Origin of the sequence: Microvirga calopogonii, assembly GCF_003347665.1 — a bacterium.
GTDB lineage: Bacteria > Pseudomonadota > Alphaproteobacteria > Rhizobiales > Beijerinckiaceae > Microvirga > Microvirga calopogonii.
Window position 1 is genome coordinate 41,966 of sequence record NZ_QDGA01000021.1, and the last position, 23,965, is coordinate 65,930.

Here is a 23,965-nt window from a genome sequence, read left to right on the forward strand (position 1 = left end):
TGCCCCTAGAAGATGGACGGCTCGACCACCGGGCCGGGCGCGCTGAGGAAATCGAAGTCGCAGCCCTGATCGGCCTGCGAGACATGGCGCTGGTAGAGCGCCGCGAAGGACCGGCCATAGATGTGCGCGGTCGGCTTCCATTCGGCACGGCGGCGCTCCAGCTCGGCCTCGTCGACTTTCATGTCGAGGCGACCAGCCTCGACATCGAGTTCCACGAGATCGCCCGTCCGGAGAAGACCGAGCGGCCCTCCCACGGCCGCCTCGGGAGCGACGTGCAGAATGCAGGTGCCGTAATGGGTGCCGCTCATGCGTCCGTCGCAGATGCGGACCATGTCGCGAACGCCTTGGCGAAGGAGTTTCTTCGGAATCGGCAGATTGCCCCATTCCGGCATGCCCGGTGCCCCGACGGGACCGGCATTGCGCAGCACGATGACCGTATCCTCCGTGATGTCGAGATCGGGCTTGTCGATCGTCTGGTTCATCTCGGCGGGGCTGTCGAAGACGAGCGCGGGCCCGACGTGCTTGAGGAATTTCGGATTCGCCGCAGAGGATTTCATGACGGCGCCGTTGGGAGCAAGGTTGCCGCGCAGCACAGCCAGCGTCTTACCGCGCGAAAGCGGCACGACCGGGTTGTCCTCTCCCCGAATGACATCGTCATTCCAGCACTCGGCTCCGGCGATGTTCTCACCCAGGGTCCTGCCATTCACGGTCCCGGCATCTTGGACGAGATGCCGCTCCAGCTTCCTGAGCAGCGCCGGAAGCCCACCCGCGAAGTAGAAATCCTCCATCAGGTACTCGCCGGACGGGAAGAGGTTGGCGCAGACCGGCACCCTGCCGGCCATGTCGGACATGTCGTCGAGGGTGAGGTTGACACCGGCTCGGCGCGCCATGGCAATGAGGTGCACGGCGGCATTGGTGGAGCCACCGAGCGCCATGTAGGCTATCAGGCCATTGCGGAAGCTCCTTGCGTCGAGGAAGCGAGACGGCTTCCAGTCGTCCCAGATCATCGCGACAATGCGCTCGCCGCAGGCAGAGGCCATGCGCGGGTGGCCGCTGTCGGCGGCCGGTATCGAGGAAGCCCCTGGAAGCGTGAGGCCCATGGCATCCACGATGGACGTCATGGTGGATGCCGTCCCCATGGTATTGCAAGTACCGATGGAGCGGGTCATGCGGCTTTCCAAATCGACCCAATCGGCCTGGGTGATATTGCCCGCCCGAAGTTCGTCCCAGTACTTCTTGGTATGGGTGCCCGCCCCCGTCTTTTGCCCGCGCCATTGACCGTTCGACATGGGACCCGCCGGGCAGTAGATCACTGGAATATCCATGCTGATCGCGCCCATGAGGAGTCCGGGCGTGGACTTGTCGCAGCCGCCCAGAAGCACGGCCCCGTCGATGGGATGCGAGCGCAGGAGTTCCTCCACCTCCATGGCGAGGAAGTTGCGGTAGAGCATGGTGGTGGGTTTCACCATCACCTCGCCGACCGACAAGGCCGGCAGCTCCACCGGATAGCCGCCGGCCTGCCAGACACCGCGCTTCACGGCCTCCGCGCGGTCGCGCAGATGTGAATGGCACGGGCTCAAATCGCTCCAGGTATTGATGATGGCAACGACGGGCTTGCCGAGGAACTCCTCCCGGCGCAGGCCCATCTGCTGGGTGCGCTGACGATGCGCGAAACCGCGCATGTCGTCGGAGGCAAACCACCGCTGGCTCCGCAACTCTCCGATTGGTCGGCGCGTCATCTCATTATTCCTTATCCCTTGATGCCGCCAGAGGTCAGGTCGGACGCGGCATGCTCCTGGAAATTTACGATCAGGACCGCAACGGGCGCTATTTCCTCGAACGCCGCTGAGACCGCCCGTACTGTGATCTTGAACAGGGGTCCGCTACGAATGCGACCAGCCGCTCCATCCGATCACCGTCCTGTCGAAGGGCGGAGGCCATGGGTGCCATTCACAACATGCTCGGCGCGAACTACGTCGCATACCTATATCCTAGGCGGGGTCAGTCGCGCCGGCGCTTCGCCGAGCAGGAGCCGCCGCGGCACCGTCATCTTCGACTGGTCGAATCATCCAACGCCTTTATCACTCCTCTCAGTTCGGCCAGGCCCTTAAGGCGCCCAATTGCGGTATAACCTGGATTAACGCGCTTGCCTGAAGAGAGGTCATCAAGCATGCGATGGCCATGATCAGGGCGGAACGGGATCTTGGCGCTCTCCGGCCGCCGACGATCCTCTTTCAGGAGAACATCAAGGACTACAACCATATCGACGTCACCTTCGAGATGATCCGCTTCAAAGAAGCTCAGTCCATCCTGCTCCCGCCGCGTCGCCCTCAGATGAGCAAAGTGGATGCGTGATGCAAAGCGGCGGGCCATGCTGGAAAGGTCGTTATCGGCCCGCACGCCGAGGCTCCCCGTGCAAAAGCACATGCCATTTGCTTCAGACGGCACAGCCGCGAATAAGGCCTCATAGTCCTCCTCCGTCGACGCGACGCGAGGCAGACCGAAAAGCGGTCGCGGCGGATCGTCCGGATGGAGGGTAAGCTTAACCGATAGCTTTTCCGCGATGGGAGTGACCTGCTCCAGGAACTCGATCAGGTGCTTGCGGAGCTTTGCAGCATCGATGCCTTCATAGGCTGCTAGCCGGTCGCGAAAAGCCTCCAGACTCAAGGCATCAGTCGTGGATCCTGGCAGGCCCGCGGCGATGGTCTTCGTCAGCCGTTCGACGGCATCCTCGTCCAACGCGTCAAACACCCCCCGCGCGCGCATTCTAGCCTCCTGATCGTAGGAGTTCTCGGCACCGGGACGCCTCAATATATAGAGGTCGAAGGCTGCGAATGCATCCTGGTCGAAGCGCAGTGCCGTCGCCCCCGTCGGCAGCGGCCAATCGAGATCCGTTCGGGTCCAGTCCACCACGGGCATGAAGTTGTAGCAGACGATCTTAAGGCCGCCTTGCGCTGCAGCCTCAAGGCTCGCAATCCACGCTGCGATGGACTGTTTCGCATGACCTCCATGCCGTTTGATGTCGTCGGCGACCGGGATGCTCTCGATCACCGACCACCTCAAAGGAGAGCGTCCGGGTGGGGCGCTCTCAATGAGGTTGCGGTGGCGCTCGACATCGCCGAGAGTCCATGCCTCACCCGGAGGGACATGATGGAGTGCGGACACGATATCCGTGGCTCCGGCCTGACGAACTGCGTCTAGCGTTACCGGATCATCAGGGCCGAACCACCGCCAAGCCTGTCTCATGGGTCATGTCCTTCCTGATGTTCGAGAACCGATGTGATATGGCCTCAGTCCTGGAACGCCGGTGCGCCCTGCTCGATCTTGATGGCTCCCTTCGGCGCTTCGATCCGGATCTGCCCTTGAATGCCGACCGGACGAACCGAGATCGTGTCAAAGGCCGGCTGGTAGGAACCGACGGTGTCGAGAGACAGGACGAGATCCTTACCGCTTGGCTGGAGCTGGAAGCGAAGCTCCAGCCGGCTGTCGCCCTGCCAGTCTGATGTATCGCCGTCATCTTCGTAAAGGTACGCATCGGCGATCGCCCGTGGAGCCCCAAAGACAATCAGTTCGCGCTGTGCGTCGGCACTGGGATCAATCTTGTCGGTCTGCCGGGTCACCGGGATCATGGCACCGCACCGGACGAGGACAGGCAGGCGGCCGAGAGGTGCCGGGACCGTGACCGTCTGCCCCCCTTCGAAGTGGCGTCCGTCGTGGAAGTCGAACCAGCCGCCCGCATGCTCCGGCAGGTAGACCTGCCGGTCCGATGCCCCCTCTTCGAGAACGGGCGCCACCAGAATGTCTGGTCCGAGCATAAAGCTGTCCTGTACATCCAGGGCTGAACGATCTTCAGGGAAGTTGTAGAACAGCGGACGCACGACCGGTTCGTTTTCACGCGAGGCGCGCCACATCTGCGTGTAGAGGTAGGGCATCAGTCGGTAGCGCAACTTGATGACATCACGAACCTGGGGAATGACACTCTCGTGCATCCAGGGAAGGTTGACGATGCCGTTGTCTTTCCATGAGTTCATGACCATACGCGGCCAGAGCGCGCAGAACTCGACGAAACGGCAGAACAGTTCAGCATTCGGGCTGGGTCCGTGGAAACCGCCGACGTCATGCCCAATGTTGAACATGCCTGACAGGCTCATGGTGAGCCCTTGGGTCAGATTGAATCGAAGGGTCTTCCAGGCGGTTTCGTTGTCGCCGGACCAAGTCTGCGCGTAGCGCCACAGGCCGGCCGCGCCGCCACGCGTGATGGCATAGGGCCGCTTTCCGGGCGCGTCCGCAGCTTGCGCCTCGTAGGAGAGCTTCGTCATGAGAAGCGGCTGCGCCGGTCGTGCCAAGACTTGAGGAAATGGACGCCCATCACCGTTGCAGATGGCGTCTTCATCCCAGATCTCATATTCATTGTTGTCGTTCCAGACGGTGACGACACCATAGTCGAGCAGTGCAGACTGAATGCCATTCCGCCACCAGGTGCGCCCGTCGGGATTCGTGAAGTCGACGTGGAAGCCCAGGCCATCCCAGAACTGCGCTACGGCCGGCTGACCCGTCGCGCCATCTGCTACAAGAATTCCCTGCTCCATGGCTTCATTCAGCCGTGGATGATCATCCAGGAGGCAGGGCTTGAGATTGGTGACAGGCTGCATGCTGGCTTCCTTCAGCCGGCGCATGGTGCCTGCCGGATCAGGGAATTTATCGCGGTTCCAGTTGAAGGCGTAACGGCGGTGGCCAATCGATGTGTAGCCGGAACCGAAATGAAAGCTGTCGCAGGGAATCTGATGGTAACGGCACTTCTCGATAAAATCCGTGATCCTCGCATCGGCGTCGGGCGCGTCCGCGATGGTCATCGACGTGGTGGCGAAGCCCAGCGACCACTTCGGCGCGAAGGCCTGCCCGCCGGTGAGCCAGGAGAAGCGCCGCACCACATCCGGCACGCTGGGTCCTGCGATCACGTAGAAATCAAGATCACCGTCCTGCGCGCTGTAGGACCGGAACAGCCCGTGATAATTGTCGATCGTGCAACCCAGATCCATCTCGCCGATGGCAAGGTTGTCGTAGAAGACGCCATGCGCGCCCGCCGGGCCGTCGACGACGACAAGCGGAATCATTTTGTAAAGTGGATCGCTCAGCTCTGCGTCGAACCCACAAGGGTCCACCGCGTCGATCTTGAAGCGGCGGCCGGTGTGATCGAGAGGACCCGCCTTGTCGCCCACACCATAGTGGCGCTCGTGTTCGTCACGCGCCATGACATGCTGCAGTGCACCGGTCTTCCGTGATATGAAATAGGCTTGGGTCGTGCGGTCCCGCAGGAACGGGCGGTCTTCTCCAGCCCGATGCCACGCAATCCCAAACGGCGACAGGGTAATGACGGCGGTCAAGCCTGATGCCTTGAGCACGACTGTGCCGTTCTGTTCCGTCACGGACGCATCCGGGCATGCAAATCCCTCCGTGGAGTCCCTCGATCTGCCTTCGTAGGCGGGCTCAAGGCCATTCGGCGCGATGCTCCAACCCCGGTCGAGGCGGTAGCCGCCGCCACGCTTCATCACGACACGGCCGATGTCCTGCTCCAGAATGCCGACACGCAGTTCCGTGTTCCAACCGAGGTCGAACACGGCCCAGATTCCGTCGCGGCCATGATATCGGCCCTCGGTCAACGCTTTCATCGAAATGTCTCCTCAGCAGTATCAACGGATGCGGATTGCTTGTCCGTCCGCATCGAAAAGGTGAAGCGCCTCGCGCTTGAGGCGCAGTCCGACCCTCTGGTTCCGGTCGTATCTGGCCTGTCCATCCTGGCGCACGGTCAACTCCGGCAGTCCCGGGGCCGATCCGTACAGGTAAGTTTCGCCCCCGAGCTGCTCCACCAGGTTGACCGTGATGATAAGATCCGCCTGGGTCTCGTCTATGACATCAATGTGCTCAGGGCGCGCGCCCAGCGTGATGCTGGCTCCCGAGGCTGTCTGACCAGTCGAGGGCAAAGGTATGGATCGCGTGTCGTTTCCAATGGTGACCTGTCCGGAACCCATGACCCGCGCGGGAAGCAGGTTCATGCGAGGCGAACCGATGAAACCTGCCACGAAGAGATTGGCCGGATGATTGTAGACTTCGAGTGGCGTTCCGACCTGCTCGATCCGTCCCGCCCGCAGCACCACGATGCGGTCGGCCAAGGTCATGGCCTCGACTTGATCGTGAGTGACGTAGATCATTGTGCCGCCGATCTCCCCGTGCAGGGCGGCCAGCTCCTTGCGCGTTGCGACGCGCAGCTCCGCATCAAGGTTCGAGAGCGGCTCGTCAAACAGGAAGATCTTAGGATCGCGTACGATCGCGCGGCCGATCGCGACGCGCTGGCGCTGCCCCCCCGAGAGAGCTTTCGGCTTGCGGTCGAGATAGTCGGTCAGCTGCAGCATCTGGGCCGCCCGGCGGACGCGCTGATCGATCTCGGATCGGCTCAGAGCCATGTTCTCCAAAGCGAAGGCCATGTTCTTGTAGACGCTCATGTGCGGATAGAGCGCATAGGACTGGAACACCATCGCAAGCCCCCGATCCGAGGCCGGAACGTTCGTGACGCTTTGCCCATCAATCCGGATTTCACCGCCACTGACCTGCTCCAGACCGGCAATGATGCGCAACAGCGTGGACTTCCCGCAGCCTGAGGGGCCGACGAACACCACGAATTCGCCGTCCTCGATCGCCAGATCGACCCCATGAATGATCGTGGCGCTGCCATAGGATTTCTTGATGTCGATGAGCTTCAGCTCTGCCATTTTTCCATCAGTCCAATTATTTCATCCCGGTGTTTGCGATACCGGTGGTGATGAAGCGTTGCAGGAACACGAAGACGATCGCGACTGGTGTCAGGGTCATCACGGTCATCGCCAGGAGATACTGCCACTGTGTCTGCAACTCGCCCTGGAAGGCATTAAGGCCGATCTGCAGCGTATAGGACTCCGTCTTCGTCAGGACGGCGAGCGGCCACAGGAACTCGTTCCAGCGCCACATGATCGAGAAGATAGTCAGCACGGCAAGCGCCGGCAGGGTCAGGGGCATCACGATGCGCCAATAAATCTGCCACTCCGAAGCCTTGTCCATGCGAGCCGCTTCGATGAGATCGCGGGGCAAGGTCAGCATGTACTGACGCAGGAGGAACACGCCTGTCGGCGTCGCTGCGCCCGGCAGGATCACGGCCCAGAGTGAGTTAACAAGCCCGAGCTTGGTCACCACCAGATACACCGGCACCAGGATGATGGTGATTGGGATCATCAGCGTGCCGATCACCATCAGCATGGCGGCACTCTTACCCTTGAACTCATAGATCGAAAGGGCATAGGCCGCCATGGAGTTGATCAGAAGCGTGATCAGCGTTGCAACGACCGTCACGAACACCGAGTTCGCGAGGAACTGCGGGAAGGCAAAACGCTCCAGTGGTTCGGTGTAGTTTTCCGTGGCAAGTGAGAATTGGCGCACGGGCACCCGCTTGTCGATGGGCACCCGGACCTGCTGGCTCGGGTTGGCCGGATCGATCATCTGGGCTTGGATGCCGACACGGCGGACCTGAGCGAGCTCGCGCTTAGTACCGTCCTCCATGATCACGGTGAAGAGCGGCAGCGGTTGCGGGTAACCCGGCACCGTTACCTCCTTCTGGGACATCGGCAGAAGGGAGGGCGGAAACTCGAGGAGGCTGGCCTGCGTCTTGAATGACGACAAAACCAGCCACAGGACCGGCCCGAACATCAGGATCACGCCGAGGAGCAGGTATGCGTAGGCTGCAATGTCCGTCCAGTGCCAACCCTTGGAATTGCGACGGGCAGTGATGAAACGAGCAATGTTCATGACGGCCTCACGAGGACTTGCGTTGCGTGAAGGCGAGCTGCGTCAGCGTCAGCGCGAAGAGCACGATGCCGAGCACGACAGAAGCCGCCGCAGCGAGACCGAAATTCTGAACCTGGTTGGAGAATGCCGTCTCGTATATGTACTGCACGACCATGAGGGTGGATGTGCCCGGTCCACCTCCGGTGAGCACAAACACCTCATCAAAGGTTTGAACGGCGCGGATCAGGGACAGCACGATCACAACGATAAGGTTAGGCCAGAGCAGCGGCAGGGTGAGGCGCCAGAACACACGCCAGCGGGGCGTCGCGTCCATCTCGGCGGCCTCATAGATATCCGCCGGAATGGCCTGGAGCCCCGCCAGCAGGATAAGAGTGTAGAACCCCATATGGGCCCAGACCGATACGAAGATGGCCCAGAACATGGCCCAGCCGGGCTCGGCGAGAAAGAGAATCCGGTCGCCGCCAAAACCTGTGATGGCGGCGTTCAAAAGGCCGTCACGCTGCAAAATCCACTTCCAGATCAGCGCCACCACAACGGGTGACAACAGGACAGGAAAGAAGTAAACGGCCCGAAAGAAGCCGCGGCCGCGAATCTTCATGTTGAGCACGATGGCAGTCAGGAGCGACAGCCCCACCATCGCAGCTACCTGAAACACAGAGAAGAAGAGCGTGTTGTAGACACCGCGCCAGAAATGGTCCTCACGGCAGGTGTTCGGATCCACATAGGACCCGCAATCGAACAAATACGAATACTGGTCAGCTCCGACGTAAGGGCGCTCAGATGGAAATAGCGCAGGACCGCCGGTGACTGAATAGACGAAGTTGATGGCGATCGGAACGAACACGAACAGGCCGAAGAACACGAGGTTCGGCAGCAAGAAGACATAAGCCATCCGCCTTTCGCCGATGAGGCGTTGCAGGCTCGCCATTGGCCAATCGACGATCCGAGAGGCCAATTTCAGGACTGGATTCGTCCCGCGCGATTGGGTGCGGCCACCAGCGGGAGCCGGAGGTGTCACCGCAGATGTCTTTGACGTGAGGGTCATGGTGTCTTCAGCCAGAGAGAGAATGCCCCGGGCGGGATCACCCGGGGCAGGTTTCGGGCTTACTTCTTGGTACGCTCAGCAATCTGCTGCTGCACATCCGCCTCGATGCGCTGGTAGGCCTCGTCGAGCGACGCCTCTCCGGCGATGGCTTGGCCAAGCCGGCTGATCACCGCATTGAAGATCACACGGTTGTGGACGTAGCCCTGAAGCTTGGTGGCAACCGGAGAGAGCTGCGACACGCCTTCGTTGAAGACTTTCAGCGCTGCCTTGCCCTGTGGGGAGGCGCTCTTGTACTCAAGACCTTTCTTGGCGATGCCCAAGTGGCCTGGCACGAAGAGTGAGCGTTCATAGAATTCTGCCGCGACCGGCTCGCTGGCGAGATATTCCATGAGGCGCGCGACTTCTTTCGGATGCTGAGTGGTCTTGATGGCCACGAGCGCGGCGCCGCCCGGCATACCGGAGCAGTTGGCGGGTCCGCAGGGCGTCGGAACGGCCACCCAGTCGAATGCGTCGCCGATCGTCTTGTCGAACTGTCCGATCTGCCAGGAGCCGGACTCGTACATCACGACCTGTGCGTTCTTGAACTCGTCATTCGCACCCCGGTAGGCGGTGCCCGCGACAGAACCCCAGAGTTCCTTCGACATCACGCCATTTTTGTGCCAGTCAAAAACGAGCTGCGCTCCCCGCTTGAATCCTTCGTCCACAACGGCGGGTTCGCCCTTCTCGTTAAACAGCTTCGCGCCCTGCGTAATGGCAAGGCTGAAGAACCGATGGCCAGACCGGTCAATAGCGATCGGGAACGGCGCCTGCACCTTCGCAGCAACATTCTTCGCGGCTGCGGCCCACTCCTCCCAGGTTGCCTTTGGGCCAGGCATCGGGACATTGGCCTGCTCAAACAGGGTCTTGTTCACGAAAGGACCCGTCAAGGTGAGTTGGGTCATGAACCCTGGGATCGAGGTCGTGTCGCCCGGGACCCGCATCCATTCGAGGAATGGTCCGAAGTTCGTCTCGAAATATGCCGGATCCTTCAGATGGGGACGCAAATCCAGCATGTAGCGGGCTACACCTCCGAGATCCGCGACACGTGCGAGATCCGGTCCCTGTCCTGCTGCGAGCTGCACCGGCAGGTTCTCATTGATGGCTTTGAATGGAACCTGATCGAGAACGACCTTGATGTCCTTGTTCTGCCCCTCAAAGCGACGCAGGAGATCAGACATGACCTCACCTTCGTTGCCGTCCGAGTACCAGGTCATCCGCAGGGTTGTTTGAGCTTGAGCATTGCCAATTCCAAGGCTTGCCGCAAACAGCGCGCAGCCAAGGAGCATCGTTGTACCCTTCATCGTTTCCTCCGTTATTTTTTCTCGTCTAACGCCGAGATTGCCTCGGATCTGTGGCGCCACAGGGGCGTCAGATCTCATTGATAACCGTCTCTGTTTGTCGGCGGCATCCTCCAGGCGGAAGAGTTCCCTGAACCCCGGATCGGGTGCGGCTTCACTCAAGTCGGGTGTCAGTTAGGGACTGCTTGCCCGTGGCACGTTTGCCTTGGCGTGAACCCTCGGTTGGCAGAGCTGAAGCCGATCTTGCGAGTAGACTTTGGCAAACGTTTGCCAAAACTGTCTATCATCCTTTCGTCTAGGTCTGTCTATGAGAGCATCGGAGGTCTCGACAGGGCCCGTGATGTAGGGAACAAGGTGGCATGAACAAACAGAGACCCATCGGGCAAGAACCGGTTTCACTCGCAACGGTAGCGGCTCAGGCCGGCGTGTCGGTTGCTACCGTGTCACGCATTGTGAATGGCGAAACCCGTCGAGCATCGGCCGAGACTGTCGAGCGGGTTCAAAAGCTTGTGGCGGCGCTCGGCTATCGACCAAACCATGTGGGCCGGACGCTGCGACGGAGGGAAAGCCGCGTCGTTGCCATGCTGTCGCCCAACCTCGACAACCCAGCCATGGCGGCAATCGCAGCCTCGGTCGAGACGGCCCTGCGCTCGGCCGGATACGTCATGATCCTTTGCGACACCCATGACCGGGCCGATCTTCAAGACGAATACCTGCATGTGATGCGATCACAGGTCGTCCAAGGATACATCGTTGTTAATCCCGTGCGCAGCGAAGCGCTGTCGGACTCTGTGGCTCGCGGCGACCCCATGGTGTTCGTCGGGCGCCGGAACCCTGATGGAGGTGGCGCCTTTGTGGGGATCGATAACCGACGCGCCGGAGAGGATGCAGCCAATCACCTTTGGGAGCGAGGAATCAGGAATCTAGCGGTCATCCACCCTACGCAAGGATCATCGGCGACGCGCGATCGCGTGGGTGGGTTCATTACACGCCTTGAGGAGCTTGGTCTGCCCGACGAAGCGGTCCGGAAGGCAGAAGCGCCGGGCCTCTCCCATCTGGAGGTTGGCTACAGCGCGGCTCAGAGGCTCGTCGACGGAAAGCCATGGCCCGAAGGCCTGTTTTGTCCGAGCGATCTCATGGCCTATGGCGCTTACCGCCTCGCTCTGGAAACGGGTGTCCGGATCCCTGAAGACTGCAGAATCGTCGGCGTTGACGATAATAAACTCAACGCCTGGATTGCGCCTTGGCTGACCTCGGTCCACATCCCCTATGCAGATTTTGGCGCTAAGGTTGTGGATCAACTGCAAGCATTATGGGCCGGTGAGCAACCCTCCGAGCAGCTTCTGCCGCATACCCTCATCGTTCGCTAATCCAACGCACCTATTCGCCATGTCACAGTTTGTAGGTCTCTTTGGCGAAGCGATGGGTCGTCACGAGATGGGCGCAGTCGACCGGCGGGCCATCACCACGGTGAGTTCGCAGAGGAACTCTGCCGTAAGTCCGGACAGAAGACATGAAAGGAGTCTTTGCCTCTTGTAGCGATCGGAATTTGAACCGGATTTACGATAAGAGGGATCTCGTCAATCAAGACGGGACATGTTGGGCATATACATCCCGATCTTAAAAAGTGGAGTTCACAGATCTCACCAATCCAATCAAGCGAGGTATTTCTCGATGATATCCATCCGGGGCTCGACACCCAAACCGGGCGCATCCGGCAGATGAGCGAAGCCGTCTATGATCTTGACGGGCTCAATCGCGAGGTTCTTCGAAAGTTCACCGGGTTCGACGCAGTACTCCATGACGAGTGCATTCTCGAGAGCACAGAGAAAATGGAGTGAGGCGGCAGTATTGATGTCGGTTGTGAAGTTGTGGTTGCAGACCTTCCTGCGGCGACTTGCGGCATAGTCTGCGATTCGCATGGCCTGAGTGAAGCCCGTTCGGGTCAGGTCGATCTGAACGACGTCGACGCCGCCTTCATCGATTAAGCGCTCGAACCCGACAACCGTACATTCTTCCTCACCCGCTGCGATTCGCTGGGAGCATCCCGCCGAGACCTTTCCATAGCCGGCATAATCATCAGGATGAAGCGGCTCCTCAATCCAGAACAGGTTGTATGGCTCGAACAGCGAAGACCTGCGGATCGTCGTCTTCGCGTCCCAAATCAACCCGACATCGAGCATGAAATCAGTCTCGTCACCAATCGCTCGCCGGATTGACTCGACATACTTGACATCCATCGCCTCGCTCTGGCCGAAAGGCTCCCAGCCGAACTTGACCCCGGTGTGTCCGGTATCGACGGCATGCTTTGCGCGAGCAACGGTGTCCTCGACGCTGAACTGGAACATATTGGACGAATAGACGCGCATCCGATTCCGAAGCGCGCCACCAAGAAGCTCAACGATCGGCTTACCGAGTGCTTTGCCCTTGATGTCCCAGAGGGCGATGTCGATCCCGGCCATTGCCTGTACGACGGCCCCGCCACGGCCGTAGAATAGGGTCGCCCGATACATCTTCTCCCAAAGCCGCCTAGTCTCGAGCGGGTTCTCCCCGATGAGGAGCGACTTTAAACCGGTCACGAGCGTATGAGAATAGGGTGCATCAATGATCGCCTTGACCACGGAAGGGCAACCGTCCACTTCGCCCCATCCCACGATGCCGGCATCAGTCGTGATCCTGATCAAGAGGGCATCCTGCGAGCTGTCGGTGCGAGCTTGGATATGGGGCAGGCGCAGGTTGAAGGCTTCGACGTCTGTGATCTTCATTTTCTGTTTCTTCTCTTCGTTGAGACTTCAGTGGTCAAAGTGGATGCGGAACGGCGCTTCGAAATAACCGCCTCAATATCGATGTCATGAGCCTGATCGAAGATATGCTCGCGGACGGCCGCCTCCGTCGCGGCGACATCTCCCGAGAGGAACACATCCCGCAGCATCGTATGTTCCGCGACGATCGCCTTCATCGATTTCCCCAGCGTGGCTAGGCCGAAAATGATGGTCAGTTGCCGCGCCAGCGATTCCCACAGAAAGCCCGACACCGGATTTCCAGCAAAACCGCAGAGTGTTCGGTGAAATGCCGTATCGGCGAGGCCGAAGGCATAAGCGTCGTTCTCTGCCGCCGCCTTGCGGAGGCCTCGGATCGCCTCATCGAGTTCTCTCCGCTCCGGCGGGCCGATCCGGCCCTGCTCGATGGCCCGGCGGCAGGCGAGCGTCTCAAGCGCGATCCGAACGTCTATGATATGATCAAGACGTTCGTTGGTGACTTTCATCAGGCGAATGCCCTTATAGGGCTCGCTGGTCACAACTCCTTGGCTCTCCAATAGCCGGAGCGCTTCACGAATGGGAACGCGACTAATGCCAAGTTGACGGACGAGATCCGGTTCCGAGATGCGGTCCCACGGCAGGATATGCCCCCGGGCCGCGGCCGATATGACGGCGTCGACGGCGTGATCGACGAGTGTCCTCGGTCGAGCGATGCCCCAATTATCCTCGGCTTCGAGGGTGGAATTAGGATGGCCAGCAATCATTGTTCCCGCCTTCTACTGAATCTTTGACCATGGAGCCGGGTTCTTGTCCGCAGCACCTCACGCCCAGCGTCGATCGTTTGACTGTGCTGACCATCTTCAAAGATCATTCTTCCCCGCACGATCGTTCGCACAACCTTCCCGTGGCACCGTCTCCCTTCAAAAGCGCTCCACTTGCCATACCCCAGGAACGACCGACCCTCGATTGTCCAGTCTTGAGTTGGGTCGTAGAACACGACATCGGCATCGAACCCGATGCTGATCGCACCTTTTCGTCCGTAGAGTCCGAAGACCTTCGCTGGATTGGTTGCCGTCATCCGGGCAAATTGAACGAGGTCGACGCCCCGCGCCTTACACGCGGAAAAGAACAGGGGGACTGCGGTCTCGATCCCAGTCAGCCCCATACCGGCCTCCCATATGGACGATCTGCCACGCTCCTTGTCCTGGACCAGATACGGACAGTGGTCGGATGCGAGAGTATCGATCAGACCGCGCCTGACGGCGGACCAAAGCTCCTCCACGGTTCCAGCGCTCCGAAGAGGCGGCCCGCATCGCGCGAACGGCCCAATCTCGGCGAGATCGTCTTCCGTCAGCAGCAGATATTGCGGGCAGGTTTCGATGCTGATCCGAGCCCCTTCCTCTCGATCCCGCACATCGACGGCGGCTTGTGCCGAACTCAGATGAACGATATGAGCCCGAACCCCGGTCTCCTGAGCCAGCAGCATGACGCGATTGACAGCCTCGATCTCGGCGATCTCGGGACCAGCCAGTGCATGAGCGCGTGCATCGTGTCGACCTTCGCGCCGCTGCCGCTGCGCCGCGCTTTGCAGAAGATCGTGATTCTCCGCGTGAATGCCGATGACGCTGTCCCGCTGCGCGATAGCCCGCATGGCGTCGAGCAGATGTCCATCTTTCAGCCGCGGCAAACCGCTCGGGCCAGATGCTGCTCCATCGGGTTCAGCGCTGCATAGAAAGGCCTTGAAGCCCACTGCTCCCGCGTCGTCGAGGGCCGGGATTTCATCGAGGTTCTCTCCCGTCAAACCAGCCCAGAGGCCAAAATCGATGGCCGAGTGAGTGCGCAAAAGGTCACGCTTCGCAAGAAAGTTGGCCACCGTCGTCGCCGGCGGATTCGAATGCGGCATTTCCAGGAAAGTCGTCACTCCCCCGCGGGCGGCGCCTTTCGTCCCCTCCAGCACTTCTTCCCTCGGGAACGGGTTGGATCCCGTAAAATGGGTGTGTGCGTCGATGGCACCAGGAACGATGACGAGACCAGTCGCGTCGATGATTTCATCCGCGGCCGGAAGCGGCCGCGTGTCCTCCAGGAGGCCGACAATCCGGCCGTCCATGATGGCTATCGTCAAGATCGACGCCCCACTCTCTGTGACGACGGTGCCGCCGCGGATGAGAGTGTCATATCTCTGATCTGTCGTGGTCATTGATGCGCCTTCGCAAAGGACGTGTCGATGTTTGCCGCATAGTCGGCGGGTTCGGCGAGCCAGCCAATCTCCTGCAGGATCCCGCTAAAGCGATGGAATGACTCGGGAGCAATGAGGCTTCCCCTCGGCCAGGCGCCAACGGCGCGATAGTGTTCGAGGGCGAGCGTCAATGCAGAATGCGGGTAGTCGTTATAATAGGGTTGAACCCAATGGGCGATCTCCTGAGGCGGTGTGTTTGCAATATCGGCAAGCGCGCGCTCAATGGCCCGGGTAAAGGCTTGGAAATCCTCCCGCCGTTCAGCCAATACCCGCGGATCCGCAATGTAGGCGCTCCATGGCACCAGGCCGGTCGGCCCCGCGAGGTCGGCTGCCAATCCAAGGCCGGAGTTCGCGACGAGATGGGGTGCCAGTCCATGCAAGGAATGAAGCGCATAGTCGACTTGACCAGCCAGGACCGATGCAAGGTCCGCAGCCTCATCACGGCTCCCGGGCAGGATGGTCACATCCTTGACGCCAGCGGCTTTCAGCAGCCACCGGAAACACAGATTGGCCGTGGCGATGTTCGATATGTCGATCACGCGCTTGCCGGCCAGATCAGCGAGGTCTAAGCCAATGCGGGTCGATCGGCCCGCAAGGAACCACGGGTTCACGTTCACGGCCGCACAGAACGCGACAAGATGCGCTTCATTGTCCTGTCGCATCCTCATGATGACCATGGGCCCGCCGATCGTCAGATCGGCTGCACCCGAGACAATAGCCGGAATTTGTCCTCCTTGAACGGTTGCCCCGCCCGACGTGGTGGAGGTGAAGAGGACCTCAATGCCTTCTTTGGCGAAATATCCTCGGGTTTGAGCGATATAATGAGGAATATAGTAGACGCGGCTCTCGCTGGAATCGCCGAGGTTCAACTTGAGGGGGAGTTGGGATTTCATCGCGGGTCTCGCTCGCAGTAAAGATGGGATCGGTCCAAGTCCTGCGGGCGTTCGACCCCCATCCAGGCTGAGACAGCTGCGATCTCGTCCAACCATGCCTGCATGACCTCCCCCGCCCCGCTCTGACCTGCCGCCACCAGAGCCGTCACGAAGGGGCGCACGGCCACCGCCATGGAGGCACCGAGGCACAAGGCCTTGATTACGTCCGTTCCCCTGCGTACACCGCCATCCAGGAGAAGCGGAGCCCGCCCGGCCTGTCGGCCCATCCCGTGCAGCGCATCCGATGATCGGATCCATTCGTCAGTCTGCCGGAGACCGATGTTGGACACCATGATCGCGCTACATCCGGCCTCGAGAACCCGATGCGCGTCGCTCTTCGACAGGATACCCTTTGCAACCACGTCGATGCCGCTGCGTTTGGCATGCGCTACGACAGATGCGAAATCCTCACAGGACCATTGGGGAAATGACGGTAGCGCCATGACCCCAGGCTCATCGGATCCGATGGTGGTCCATCCGCGTGCTTTGATCTCGGCCGCGACGCTGTACCCGCCTGGCTGCAGCCCGGGCCTTGGATGCGTCGGGGCAAGCACGGTCACGACGACGACCGTGACCCCGCAGCGCGCGGCCAGATCGATGAGGTCGAACGTGCGACGAACAGGCCCAGCAGCCCTGAGCTGGAGCCACGACTGCGACCACACCTTCGTGATTTCCAAAAGAGGTGTCACCGTCTCCTCGGATACGATCAGGGGAAGTCTTGCCTTGGCGCAGGCGTCGGCAAGCGGAAGAATGCCATCGGTGTGGAAAATTCGGTCGCCCGCAAAAGCGCCAACCGCGAGTGGCGCCGCAAAGGACTGCCCTAGCAACGTCGTCTCCATGGATATGCCAGTGGCACCCGTGAGGACGCGCGGGACAAGCCGATACTGCTCCAAGGCCTTCTGGTTCCCGTCAGGTCCGGCATCCTGTTCTCCCTGTCGACCCAGGAGATACTTGACAAGCGGATCCCCCAGCTTTTCGCGAGCTGACTGCTCGAATGGCAACATCATGAAGTCGCGTCCTCTAGGTGGTGGTCGCGCTCCTGGCGCAGGAATGCCGCGAACTCGGGCGTCCGGGGGCACTGGAGAATGTCTGGGCTCCCCTGCTCGATCAGCGTGCCGCCTTGAAGGAAGACGACGCGATCGGCGACGCTCGATGCGAAGGCCACATCATGGGTGCTGATGACCAGCGTGATCCCGGTTTGGGCCAGCTTGCGGATGGTCTGGTTCACCTCTCGAACAAGTTCTGGGTCCAGAGCAGAAGTCGGCTCGTCGAAGAGGATGAGTTCGGGGTTGGCCGCGAGAGCCCTCGCAATCGCGACGCGTTGCTGCTGCCCTCCCGACAATTCGTGCGGCAGATGATGCTTGAAGGCAGACAGTCCGACCGTATCCAGCGCTGCACCGGCAGTTGCACGAGCATCCTGTCGCGACTTCTTCTGAACGATCGTCGGGATAGTCATCACGTTCTCCTCGGCGCTCAGATGGTCGAACAACGCGAAGTGCTGAAATACGATGCCGACTTTGGAAGCCGCGCGGTCGCGAGGAAGATGCCGCGCCGGAAGAGGAATCCCGTTCGCGTCCTTGCCGATCCGTTTGCCGCTGACACGGATATCGCCGTTCTCGACCGGGGTCAGTGCGACGATCGACTTGAGCAGCGTGCTTTTGCCGGATCCCGAGCGCCGAGGAGAGCCACGACCTCTCCGCGATTCACCCTCAGCGAGACGTCTTTCAGAACCGCTTTGCCATTGTAGCCGACTTTCAGGTTCTCGACGGCCAGCGCCGGCGGACCTGACATTGACGGCTTGTCTGCAAGGACCGGCTTCGCGATGGGAGCCATGATGGCCTCGCGTTCCATATTTCGCTTGACCCTGCGAGCCCGCATATCCAGAGCGAAACGACTTTCCAGCCGCCATTGGATACCAGCAATACAGGTCGAGAGCGCGACATAGATCATGCCTGAAGCCATCAACACGGGTATGAACAGGAAGTTTTCCGATACGATGGTCTGACTGCGCAGAGTCAGTTCGTTCACGCCAACCACAGAGGCCTGAGCCGTAGACTTCAGAAGCCCGACCGCCTCATTGCCAAGAGTCGGCATGATGGCGCGAAGAGCCTGGGGAAGGACCACGTGGATCATCTCGGCCGTACGGCTGAACCCGAAGGCCTGCGCGGCCATTCTCTGATTACGGTCAACCGACGAGATGCCCCCTCTGATGATCTCGGCGCAGTAGGCGGTTTCGTTGATCATGAGTGCCAGAAGGGCACTCATGAACGGAGATAACCGGATACCGAACTGAGGCAGGACGTTGAAGAGAAGGATGAGTTGCAGGAGGACAGGCGTTCCGCGCAGGAGGTAGATGTATGCCTGCACGGGAAGCCGGATCCATGCATGCGGCGACATGCTCGCGAGTGCGACAAAGAAGCCGATGACGACCCCGCCGACAAGTGCCCCGATCATCAACTGGATGGCTACGAGTGCGCCTTGCCAGAGGAAGGGAAACGTCAAGTAGTGCAGGAACGTTTGCATCGTTCATCCTATCTCTACGGTTCGCGTGATCAGCCGAAAATCTCGACTGGCCGCTCGGCGTGACCGCCTTGGCCCCATTTTTCGAGGAGCTTCTTCTCGACACCCGTTGCCTGAAGAACCTTGAATGCGTCGCGAAGGGCATCCTTCAATTCGACGTTGGTCTTCGCGACCGGATATCCGTTGCGAATGGGCAGATCGATGTTGAACGCCATCTCCAGCTTCGAATCGCCGGCCACCAATGCTCTCGCCACGGCCAGCGAGGTAATATGAATGTCGGCCCGACCGCTCTGCACGGTCTGAATCGCATTGTCGGTATTCTGGACGAGAAGAAGTTCCACCTTCGGCTTGCCGGCCTTCTCGCAGAGAGCCGTCTGCTGCGGCACGACGTTGACCGCTTCATAGGTTCCGGCCGCGGCTGCCACCGTCGCGCCGCAAAGACTATCCAGAGACGTCAGCTTCTTAGGATTGCCGGTCGGCACGACGGCGCCGTTGATCACCTGATAGGTGGAGATAAAGCTTACCTGCTGTGTGCGCTGTTCGGTGACATAGAGAGAAGGGCCCATATCAACGCGACCGCTCGCGATCGACGTCACGAGAACGTTGAACGAACCCATCTGGAAGTCGTAAGTGAAGCCAAGGCATGCACCGATGCGATCGAATAGGTCGGGATCAAGACCTTCGAGCTTGTTGGGATCGGCAGCGGTCGGAGACTGAAAGCCCTTGTTGTAACCACCGAGCCCTATGACGAGCTTCTTCCCGGCCAGTGCGGGATATTTGGCCTGAAGAGCTTTACACTCGGGCATGGCCGCAAAGGCGGAAGCATCCGGCGCGATTGGCTCGGCCGCCACAGCCACGGAGGCGCCCGATAATGCTGCCGCAAGGATGATGATTGGAATGACCAGCTTTTTCATGACATGCTTTCCTGACGCGAGTTGAGGGCCGCAAATGCGGGGCGTACGTGCGTCGACGCCGCCATCCGAGAAGTCTATTTAGGATGTTTGTCTAATCGTATACGAAGCAAGCATCGTCCTGGACGGATTGTCGAGTGCATAATTTGAGCATTGATGCCTTCTAAGCTGGCACTTCAGTAACCAGCTTGGCGATCCACTTCGTTGATGAGATCCTGACCGCGGGCAAAGCGGGCAACGTTCTCGACGAATATGTCGAGACAGGCACTGATGTAGGTGGTATGATCGTCGAGACAGCAATGCGGCGTGATCACCAGCCTCGGGCAATCCCAAAGGGAATGGGAGATGGGCAGTGGCTCTTCGGGAAACACGTCGAGTACCGCGCCCGATAATTCGCCGGATCGCAAGCGCGCTTCGAGTGCCTGATAATCGAACACGCCGGCACGCCCGACATTGATGATTCCACATTTCGGCTTCAGCCGGGCAAGCCTGCCCGCGCTCATCAGATTGCGCGTGCCTTGGGTCAGCGGAAGCGTGCACACCACAAGGTCAGCTCGCTCAAGGAGCTGGTCGAGATGCTCGACAGGATACAATTCATCCAAATCCTTGTGCGGAGAGCCGGATCGCGTGACGCCGATGACATGAGCCCCTTGGGATCGCAAGGTGCGCGCGGCTGCGGAACCGATGGAACCGACGCCCAGCATCAGGATCGTTTGCCCAGCAATCGTCCCGCCAAACCTCGGGGCCCAGACACAATGCGCTTTGTCGGTCACAAACTGGGGAATGTTGAAATTGAGCATGAGCGCGGCGCAGAGGATGAATTCAGCACCCTTGGCCGCGTGGACCCCTGAGGCATTGGCGAGCGAAACATCCGCCGGCAAGTGATCGAGATAAGCCTCGACGCCCGCCGAGATTGTCTGCACGAAGCGAAGGTTCGGGTTCGCGGCCCTTGCCTCGGCAATATTCATCTTGCGGCAGGCGAGAAGGATATCGGCATCATGCCCAACAGGCTCGCTCTGGCCTGTGTTATTGATACTGATGGCCGCTGAGACACCTGTGATGCCATTCAAACGCTGTCGCAGCGCTTGCTCCTCAACCATCAGTGAGGGAGCGGTTGGGTCGTTTTCGATGTGAATGCGCAGATGAGAAGGCATTGTCATACGGCCACCGCGATGGCATCCATTTCTACGAGAAGGCTTGGGTTGTTCAAGGTGATGCCCACCGTTGCACGTGCCGGGAAAGGCGCGTCGAAGAACTCGGTGTAAACGGCATTCATCGCGTCGAAACAACCAACGTCGGTGAGGAAGATACCGACCTTGCCGATATTCCCCATGGTGAGGCCGGCGGCTTCAACCAGCATCCTGATATTCATCAGAACCTGACGCGTCTGGGTCGCGACATCATCGCCCATGATCGCTCCTGTCGTCGGATCGATAGCGACTTGGCCTGAGATGAAGAGCATGTTGCCAAGGCGCACGGCAGGCGAGAGCGGCGCGGGTCCCATTAGGCGATCCTCTAGCTTCGTCTTCGGGTAGGCAATTGGGACCCGCATCAGTTGTTATCCTCATGGTAGGGAGTTCGTATTTTCGTATACGATCTGGATTTGGCTCGAAAGTGATGTTTGCCCCTAGATGCCTCTCGGAACATCATCTGCTGCGCAAATTTCAAGCAGGGGCTTTGGCATAGTGCTTGCATAGCCTCAGGCGGTTCATTCGAGGTTCTCATGTTGAATAGATTACGCCATTGGCTAGATGCGCTGCTTGCAGCCGAGCAACGCGGCGATGAGAAGGGTTATACGATTGCGTCAGGTGGAGGCGTTTGCTTAATCTGGCTTCACGATCAGAGCGTAGCTGCTGAACCCAAGAGGCTTAAGTCGTCGTCAGAATGATGCTATGTATGAGAGCGGCGCGCTTGTTCATGAAGGGTCGACTGGAATGAGTTAGAATCTAGGTCGGCCTCGAACCGGGCTCTGTCGCAATTGCTGACTAAGAACGAGAAGATCCTGGAGCGGCTCGAAGCTACGTATGCGGCAATCCGCTCGAACCGCTCGGCGAGCGACCGTTGATGAGTGCAGGCGTACTTCGCCTGCCTTTTGCGTATCATGTGGACCATCTCAGTCCCACCCAGGATTAGCTGGGCGCTACTTGTCACCTTGAACCCGAGCATGCATTGAACCCGCCTCTTTGTAGCAAGATGACCCTGCTCGATACGGTTATTAAGATCCGCACTCTCCCGAATGCGTATAGGTTTCGGCTTTCTGTCTTTCGGTGCGGCCTTGGCGTAGCCGCCGGCCATCTGCATCACCGCGGGCAACTGACCCATCATGGAGGCCAACATGACTGCTGCCTTCGATATCTAGGCTGGGCAGCGATGCACGTCTGACGTCAGCCCTCAGGGTACGCTCACCCGCTCGGAGATCAGTTTGAGAGCGTAGCGTGGCACTCTGAGTATAATTAGAAAGGACATGTGATCCTACACGTCCGCCCCAGGTCAAAGTGGCTCCGACAACTTTGCGATCACTGCGACGGGGCAGAGCAGGATCACCGATCGATCAAGATGCCTGCCCTTGAATACGCCGCCCTCCGCTCTTGTGACCGAAGTCCTGACAGCTGATACTCTGAACCTAAATGCTTGCAACAGGCTCTTACCAGGTCACTCTTCACCAACTGTCCGCCAGTGAATATCGCGAGTTCCGCGATCGCGCCTTCTGTTCCCGGCGCGATGCGGAGGTTCTAGACATTGGGGCTTAGGTTGCACGGTTGTGACGGTTGCGGCCACTATGCTTGGTCGACGCCACGTTGACCGTCCCATCGATCAGCTTCTTACGGCTTTTGGGTCGACAAACGAATGACGTTCCATGAGGCCGGAGCGAGCTTGGCCCGCACCCGTTCTCCCCAGATCTCGACACCCTCCAGAGGAGCAGGCGCTATCGTATCCGGCGCCTCCTTGGAGTTGACCGCCATCAGATCATCGTTGCGAAGCTGGTGGGCTTCCTTGACTGTAAGGCCCTCGAAGCCGCGCACGAGTGCTTCCATCGAAAGGCTCGCGTCGAGGCTGCGGTTGAGCGCGAAGATGGTGATGCAATCCTCGTCGTGGTTGTGAACCACCGACAACTTGAGGTAGGGCACTGCCGAAAGCGGGAACCGAAGATCGGCTGTTCCGCGTGGATCGTAGTACGTCGTCTCATAGGTGGGCGAGACCACCTTCGTTTGCAGCACAGTGCCGCGGCCGAGAGTACTCATGTCCTTGAACGGATAGAAGATTGTCTGCCGCCAGGCAGGTCCACCGGTCTCGGTCATGATGGGCGCAATAGCGTTCACCAACTGCGCCAAGCAGGCCGATTTAACCCGGTCCGCATGGTTGAGCAGGGAGATGCACGCGCCCCCGAACGCGAGCGCGTCCTGCATGTTGTAGATCTCCTCGAGAATCTGGGGTGCGACCGGCCATCCGAGTTTCACGCGCCCTTCGTTCTTGCGGCGGGTCCGGTACCAGACATTCCACTCGTCGAAGCTCAGCATGATTCGCTTGGGCGAGCGACGCCGGGCTGCGACCGCGTCCGCGATGGCGACAACCTCTTCGATGAAGCTGTCCATCAGATCCGGGCTTGCAAGGAAGGCCGGCGTGTCGTCCGCATAATTGTTCAGGTACGTATGCAGGGAGATGTACTCGACGTGGTCGAACGAGTGCTCGAGCACCGTATCCTCCCAGGTGCCGAAGGTCGGCATGTTGCGCGAGGAGGATCCGCAGGCGGCGAGTTCGATGGTCGGATCGATCCATTTCATGAGCTTGGCGGCCTCGGAGGCGATCCGCCCATATTCCCAGGCGGTCTTGGTCTCCATCTGCCATGGCCCGTCCATCTCATTGCCCAGGCACCAGAACTTCACGTTGTGCGGCTTCTCCCATCCATGGGAGCGGCGCAGATCCGACAGTTCAGTCCCGCCTGGGAAATTGCAGTATTCCAGCAGGCGACGGGCATCGTCGGGCCCTCGGGTGCCGAGATTGACGGCCATCATGGGCTCGACGCCGGCCGCCTCACACCAGTCCATGAACTCGTTGGTGCCGAACGTGTTCGGCTCGGTCGACATCCAAGCAAGGTCAAGCCGACGCGGGCGGTTCTCCACTGGGCCGACGCCATCCTCCCAATTGTATCCGGAGACGAAGTTGCCGCCCGGATAACGGATGATCGTCGGAGCAAGCTCACGAACGAGTTCAAGGACGTCCCGTCGGAATCCCCGTTCGTCAGCGCTCGGGTGGCCCGGCTCGTAAAGGCCGCCGTAGACGCACCGTCCCAAGTGCTCGACGAAGGCTCCAAAGAGTCGGGGATCTGTTTCCGCGATGGAGAAATCGCGGTCAATGGTGACTTTGGCTTCTTTCATGGGAGGCTCCGATCAG

19 protein-coding genes and 1 pseudogene are annotated in these 23,965 nt (G+C 59.9%); 1 reads left to right on the plus strand and 19 read right to left on the minus strand.

Annotation, left to right across the window (positions count from 1 at the left end):
• Positions 1-5: 5 nt before the first annotated feature.
• The 7 genes from araD to DDF70_RS17125 all read right to left on the minus strand — a co-directional run bounded on the left by araD (position 6) and on the right by DDF70_RS17125 (position 10,218).
• Complete coding sequence (gene araD / locus DDF70_RS17095) at positions 6-1,739, minus strand: L-arabinonate dehydratase (RefSeq protein ID WP_114946065.1); 1,734 nt, start codon at positions 1,737-1,739, stop codon at positions 6-8.
• A 307-nt stretch (positions 1,740-2,046) separates the two neighbouring features.
• A complete protein-coding gene (gene uxuA / locus DDF70_RS17100; RefSeq protein ID WP_114946066.1) occupies positions 2,047-3,246 on the minus strand; it encodes a mannonate dehydratase in 1,200 nt (399 codons plus the stop codon).
• A gap of 44 nt (positions 3,247-3,290) precedes the next feature.
• Positions 3,291-5,669: a glycoside hydrolase family 31 protein gene (locus DDF70_RS17105; protein ID WP_114946067.1), complete on the minus strand. Its 2,379-nt coding sequence runs from the start codon at positions 5,667-5,669 to the stop codon at positions 3,291-3,293.
• 21 nt (positions 5,670-5,690) lie between these two features.
• A complete protein-coding gene (locus tag DDF70_RS17110; RefSeq protein WP_114946068.1) occupies positions 5,691-6,767 on the minus strand; it encodes an ABC transporter ATP-binding protein in 1,077 nt (358 codons plus the stop codon).
• Positions 6,768-6,783: 16 nt separating this feature from the next.
• Positions 6,784-7,833: a carbohydrate ABC transporter permease gene (locus DDF70_RS17115; RefSeq protein ID WP_114946069.1), complete on the minus strand. Its 1,050-nt coding sequence runs from the start codon at positions 7,831-7,833 to the stop codon at positions 6,784-6,786.
• 7 nt (positions 7,834-7,840) lie between these two features.
• Positions 7,841-8,878: a carbohydrate ABC transporter permease gene (locus DDF70_RS17120; protein WP_114946070.1), complete on the minus strand. Its 1,038-nt coding sequence runs from the start codon at positions 8,876-8,878 to the stop codon at positions 7,841-7,843.
• 59 nt (positions 8,879-8,937) lie between these two features.
• Complete coding sequence (locus DDF70_RS17125; RefSeq protein WP_114946071.1) at positions 8,938-10,218, minus strand: ABC transporter substrate-binding protein; 1,281 nt, start codon at positions 10,216-10,218, stop codon at positions 8,938-8,940.
• A gap of 356 nt (positions 10,219-10,574) precedes the next feature.
• Here DDF70_RS17125 and DDF70_RS17130 point away from each other — a divergent pair, with 356 nt between their 5' ends.
• Entirely contained in the window at positions 10,575-11,585 is a 1,011-nt protein-coding gene (locus DDF70_RS17130; RefSeq protein WP_114946072.1) for a LacI family DNA-binding transcriptional regulator, read from the plus strand.
• A 285-nt stretch (positions 11,586-11,870) separates the two neighbouring features.
• Here DDF70_RS17130 and DDF70_RS17135 read toward each other — a convergent pair whose 3' ends face one another.
• From DDF70_RS17135 to arfA, 12 genes and pseudogenes are all read right to left on the minus strand, one after another.
• On the minus strand, positions 11,871-12,980 hold the full coding sequence (locus DDF70_RS17135; protein ID WP_114946073.1) for a mandelate racemase/muconate lactonizing enzyme family protein: 1,110 nt from the start codon (positions 12,978-12,980) through the stop codon (positions 11,871-11,873).
• Entirely contained in the window at positions 12,977-13,738 is a 762-nt protein-coding gene (locus DDF70_RS17140) for a GntR family transcriptional regulator (RefSeq protein WP_114946074.1), read from the minus strand. The genes DDF70_RS17135 and DDF70_RS17140 overlap by 4 nt, the downstream gene beginning before the upstream one ends.
• Positions 13,735-15,171, minus strand: coding sequence for an allantoinase AllB (allB, locus tag DDF70_RS17145; protein ID WP_114946075.1), 1,437 nt, complete (start codon positions 15,169-15,171; stop codon positions 13,735-13,737). Before allB ends, DDF70_RS17140 begins: the two co-directional genes overlap by 4 nt.
• Positions 15,168-16,103: an ABC transporter substrate-binding protein gene (locus DDF70_RS17150; RefSeq protein ID WP_162820457.1), complete on the minus strand. Its 936-nt coding sequence runs from the start codon at positions 16,101-16,103 to the stop codon at positions 15,168-15,170. Before DDF70_RS17150 ends, allB begins: the two co-directional genes overlap by 4 nt.
• Entirely contained in the window at positions 16,100-17,149 is a 1,050-nt protein-coding gene (locus DDF70_RS17155; RefSeq protein WP_114946077.1) for an alpha-hydroxy acid oxidase, read from the minus strand. The genes DDF70_RS17150 and DDF70_RS17155 overlap by 4 nt, the downstream gene beginning before the upstream one ends.
• Positions 17,146-17,793 carry an amino acid ABC transporter ATP-binding protein gene (locus tag DDF70_RS38055; RefSeq protein WP_245435528.1) on the minus strand — a complete coding sequence of 216 codons (648 nt, stop codon included), beginning with the start codon at positions 17,791-17,793 and terminating at the stop codon, positions 17,146-17,148. Before DDF70_RS38055 ends, DDF70_RS17155 begins: the two co-directional genes overlap by 4 nt.
• The gene (locus DDF70_RS38060; RefSeq protein WP_245435524.1) at positions 17,769-18,665 is read right to left on the minus strand and encodes an amino acid ABC transporter permease; all 897 of its coding nucleotides are present in this window, start codon (positions 18,663-18,665) and stop codon (positions 17,769-17,771) included. Before DDF70_RS38060 ends, DDF70_RS38055 begins: the two co-directional genes overlap by 25 nt.
• A gap of 29 nt (positions 18,666-18,694) precedes the next feature.
• Positions 18,695-19,576, minus strand: coding sequence for a transporter substrate-binding domain-containing protein (locus tag DDF70_RS17165; RefSeq protein ID WP_114946078.1), 882 nt, complete (start codon positions 19,574-19,576; stop codon positions 18,695-18,697).
• 173 nt (positions 19,577-19,749) lie between these two features.
• Entirely contained in the window at positions 19,750-20,733 is a 984-nt protein-coding gene (locus tag DDF70_RS39010) for an NAD(P)-dependent oxidoreductase (protein WP_114946079.1), read from the minus strand.
• Positions 20,730-21,125: a Rid family detoxifying hydrolase gene (locus DDF70_RS17175; protein WP_114946080.1), complete on the minus strand. Its 396-nt coding sequence runs from the start codon at positions 21,123-21,125 to the stop codon at positions 20,730-20,732. Before DDF70_RS17175 ends, DDF70_RS39010 begins: the two co-directional genes overlap by 4 nt.
• A 473-nt stretch (positions 21,126-21,598) precedes the next feature.
• A pseudogene (locus DDF70_RS38070) lies at positions 21,599-21,832 on the minus strand (DDE-type integrase/transposase/recombinase); the annotation flags it as partial.
• Between the two features lie 563 nt (positions 21,833-22,395).
• A complete protein-coding gene (gene arfA, locus DDF70_RS17185) occupies positions 22,396-23,949 on the minus strand; it encodes an arabinosylfuranosidase ArfA (protein ID WP_114946082.1) in 1,554 nt (517 codons plus the stop codon).
• Positions 23,950-23,965 lie beyond the last annotated feature (16 nt).

What these genes read in the sequence shown, in the direction of transcription:
- araD (WP_114946065.1), bottom strand. Translation starts at nt 1,739, where the DNA reads ATGACGCGCCGACCAATCGGAGAGTTGCGGAGCCAGCGGTGGTTTGCC.
- uxuA (WP_114946066.1), bottom strand. Translation starts at nt 3,246, where the DNA reads ATGAGACAGGCTTGGCGGTGGTTCGGCCCTGATGATCCGGTAACGCTA.
- DDF70_RS17105 (WP_114946067.1), bottom strand. Translation starts at nt 5,669, where the DNA reads ATGAAAGCGTTGACCGAGGGCCGATATCATGGCCGCGACGGAATCTGG.
- DDF70_RS17110 (WP_114946068.1), bottom strand. Translation starts at nt 6,767, where the DNA reads ATGGCAGAGCTGAAGCTCATCGACATCAAGAAATCCTATGGCAGCGCC.
- DDF70_RS17115 (WP_114946069.1), bottom strand. Translation starts at nt 7,833, where the DNA reads ATGAACATTGCTCGTTTCATCACTGCCCGTCGCAATTCCAAGGGTTGG.
- DDF70_RS17120 (WP_114946070.1), bottom strand. Translation starts at nt 8,878, where the DNA reads ATGACCCTCACGTCAAAGACATCTGCGGTGACACCTCCGGCTCCCGCT.
- DDF70_RS17125 (WP_114946071.1), bottom strand. Translation starts at nt 10,218, where the DNA reads ATGAAGGGTACAACGATGCTCCTTGGCTGCGCGCTGTTTGCGGCAAGC.
- DDF70_RS17130 (WP_114946072.1), top strand. Translation starts at nt 10,575, where the DNA reads ATGAACAAACAGAGACCCATCGGGCAAGAACCGGTTTCACTCGCAACG.
- DDF70_RS17135 (WP_114946073.1), bottom strand. Translation starts at nt 12,980, where the DNA reads ATGAAGATCACAGACGTCGAAGCCTTCAACCTGCGCCTGCCCCATATC.
- DDF70_RS17140 (WP_114946074.1), bottom strand. Translation starts at nt 13,738, where the DNA reads ATGATTGCTGGCCATCCTAATTCCACCCTCGAAGCCGAGGATAATTGG.
- allB (WP_114946075.1), bottom strand. Translation starts at nt 15,171, where the DNA reads ATGACCACGACAGATCAGAGATATGACACTCTCATCCGCGGCGGCACC.
- DDF70_RS17150 (WP_162820457.1), bottom strand. Translation starts at nt 16,103, where the DNA reads ATGAAATCCCAACTCCCCCTCAAGTTGAACCTCGGCGATTCCAGCGAG.
- DDF70_RS17155 (WP_114946077.1), bottom strand. Translation starts at nt 17,149, where the DNA reads ATGATGTTGCCATTCGAGCAGTCAGCTCGCGAAAAGCTGGGGGATCCG.
- DDF70_RS38060 (WP_245435524.1), bottom strand. Translation starts at nt 18,665, where the DNA reads ATGCAAACGTTCCTGCACTACTTGACGTTTCCCTTCCTCTGGCAAGGC.
- DDF70_RS17165 (WP_114946078.1), bottom strand. Translation starts at nt 19,576, where the DNA reads ATGAAAAAGCTGGTCATTCCAATCATCATCCTTGCGGCAGCATTATCG.
- DDF70_RS39010 (WP_114946079.1), bottom strand. Translation starts at nt 20,733, where the DNA reads ATGACAATGCCTTCTCATCTGCGCATTCACATCGAAAACGACCCAACC.
- DDF70_RS17175 (WP_114946080.1), bottom strand. Translation starts at nt 21,125, where the DNA reads ATGCGGGTCCCAATTGCCTACCCGAAGACGAAGCTAGAGGATCGCCTA.
- arfA (WP_114946082.1), bottom strand. Translation starts at nt 23,949, where the DNA reads ATGAAAGAAGCCAAAGTCACCATTGACCGCGATTTCTCCATCGCGGAA.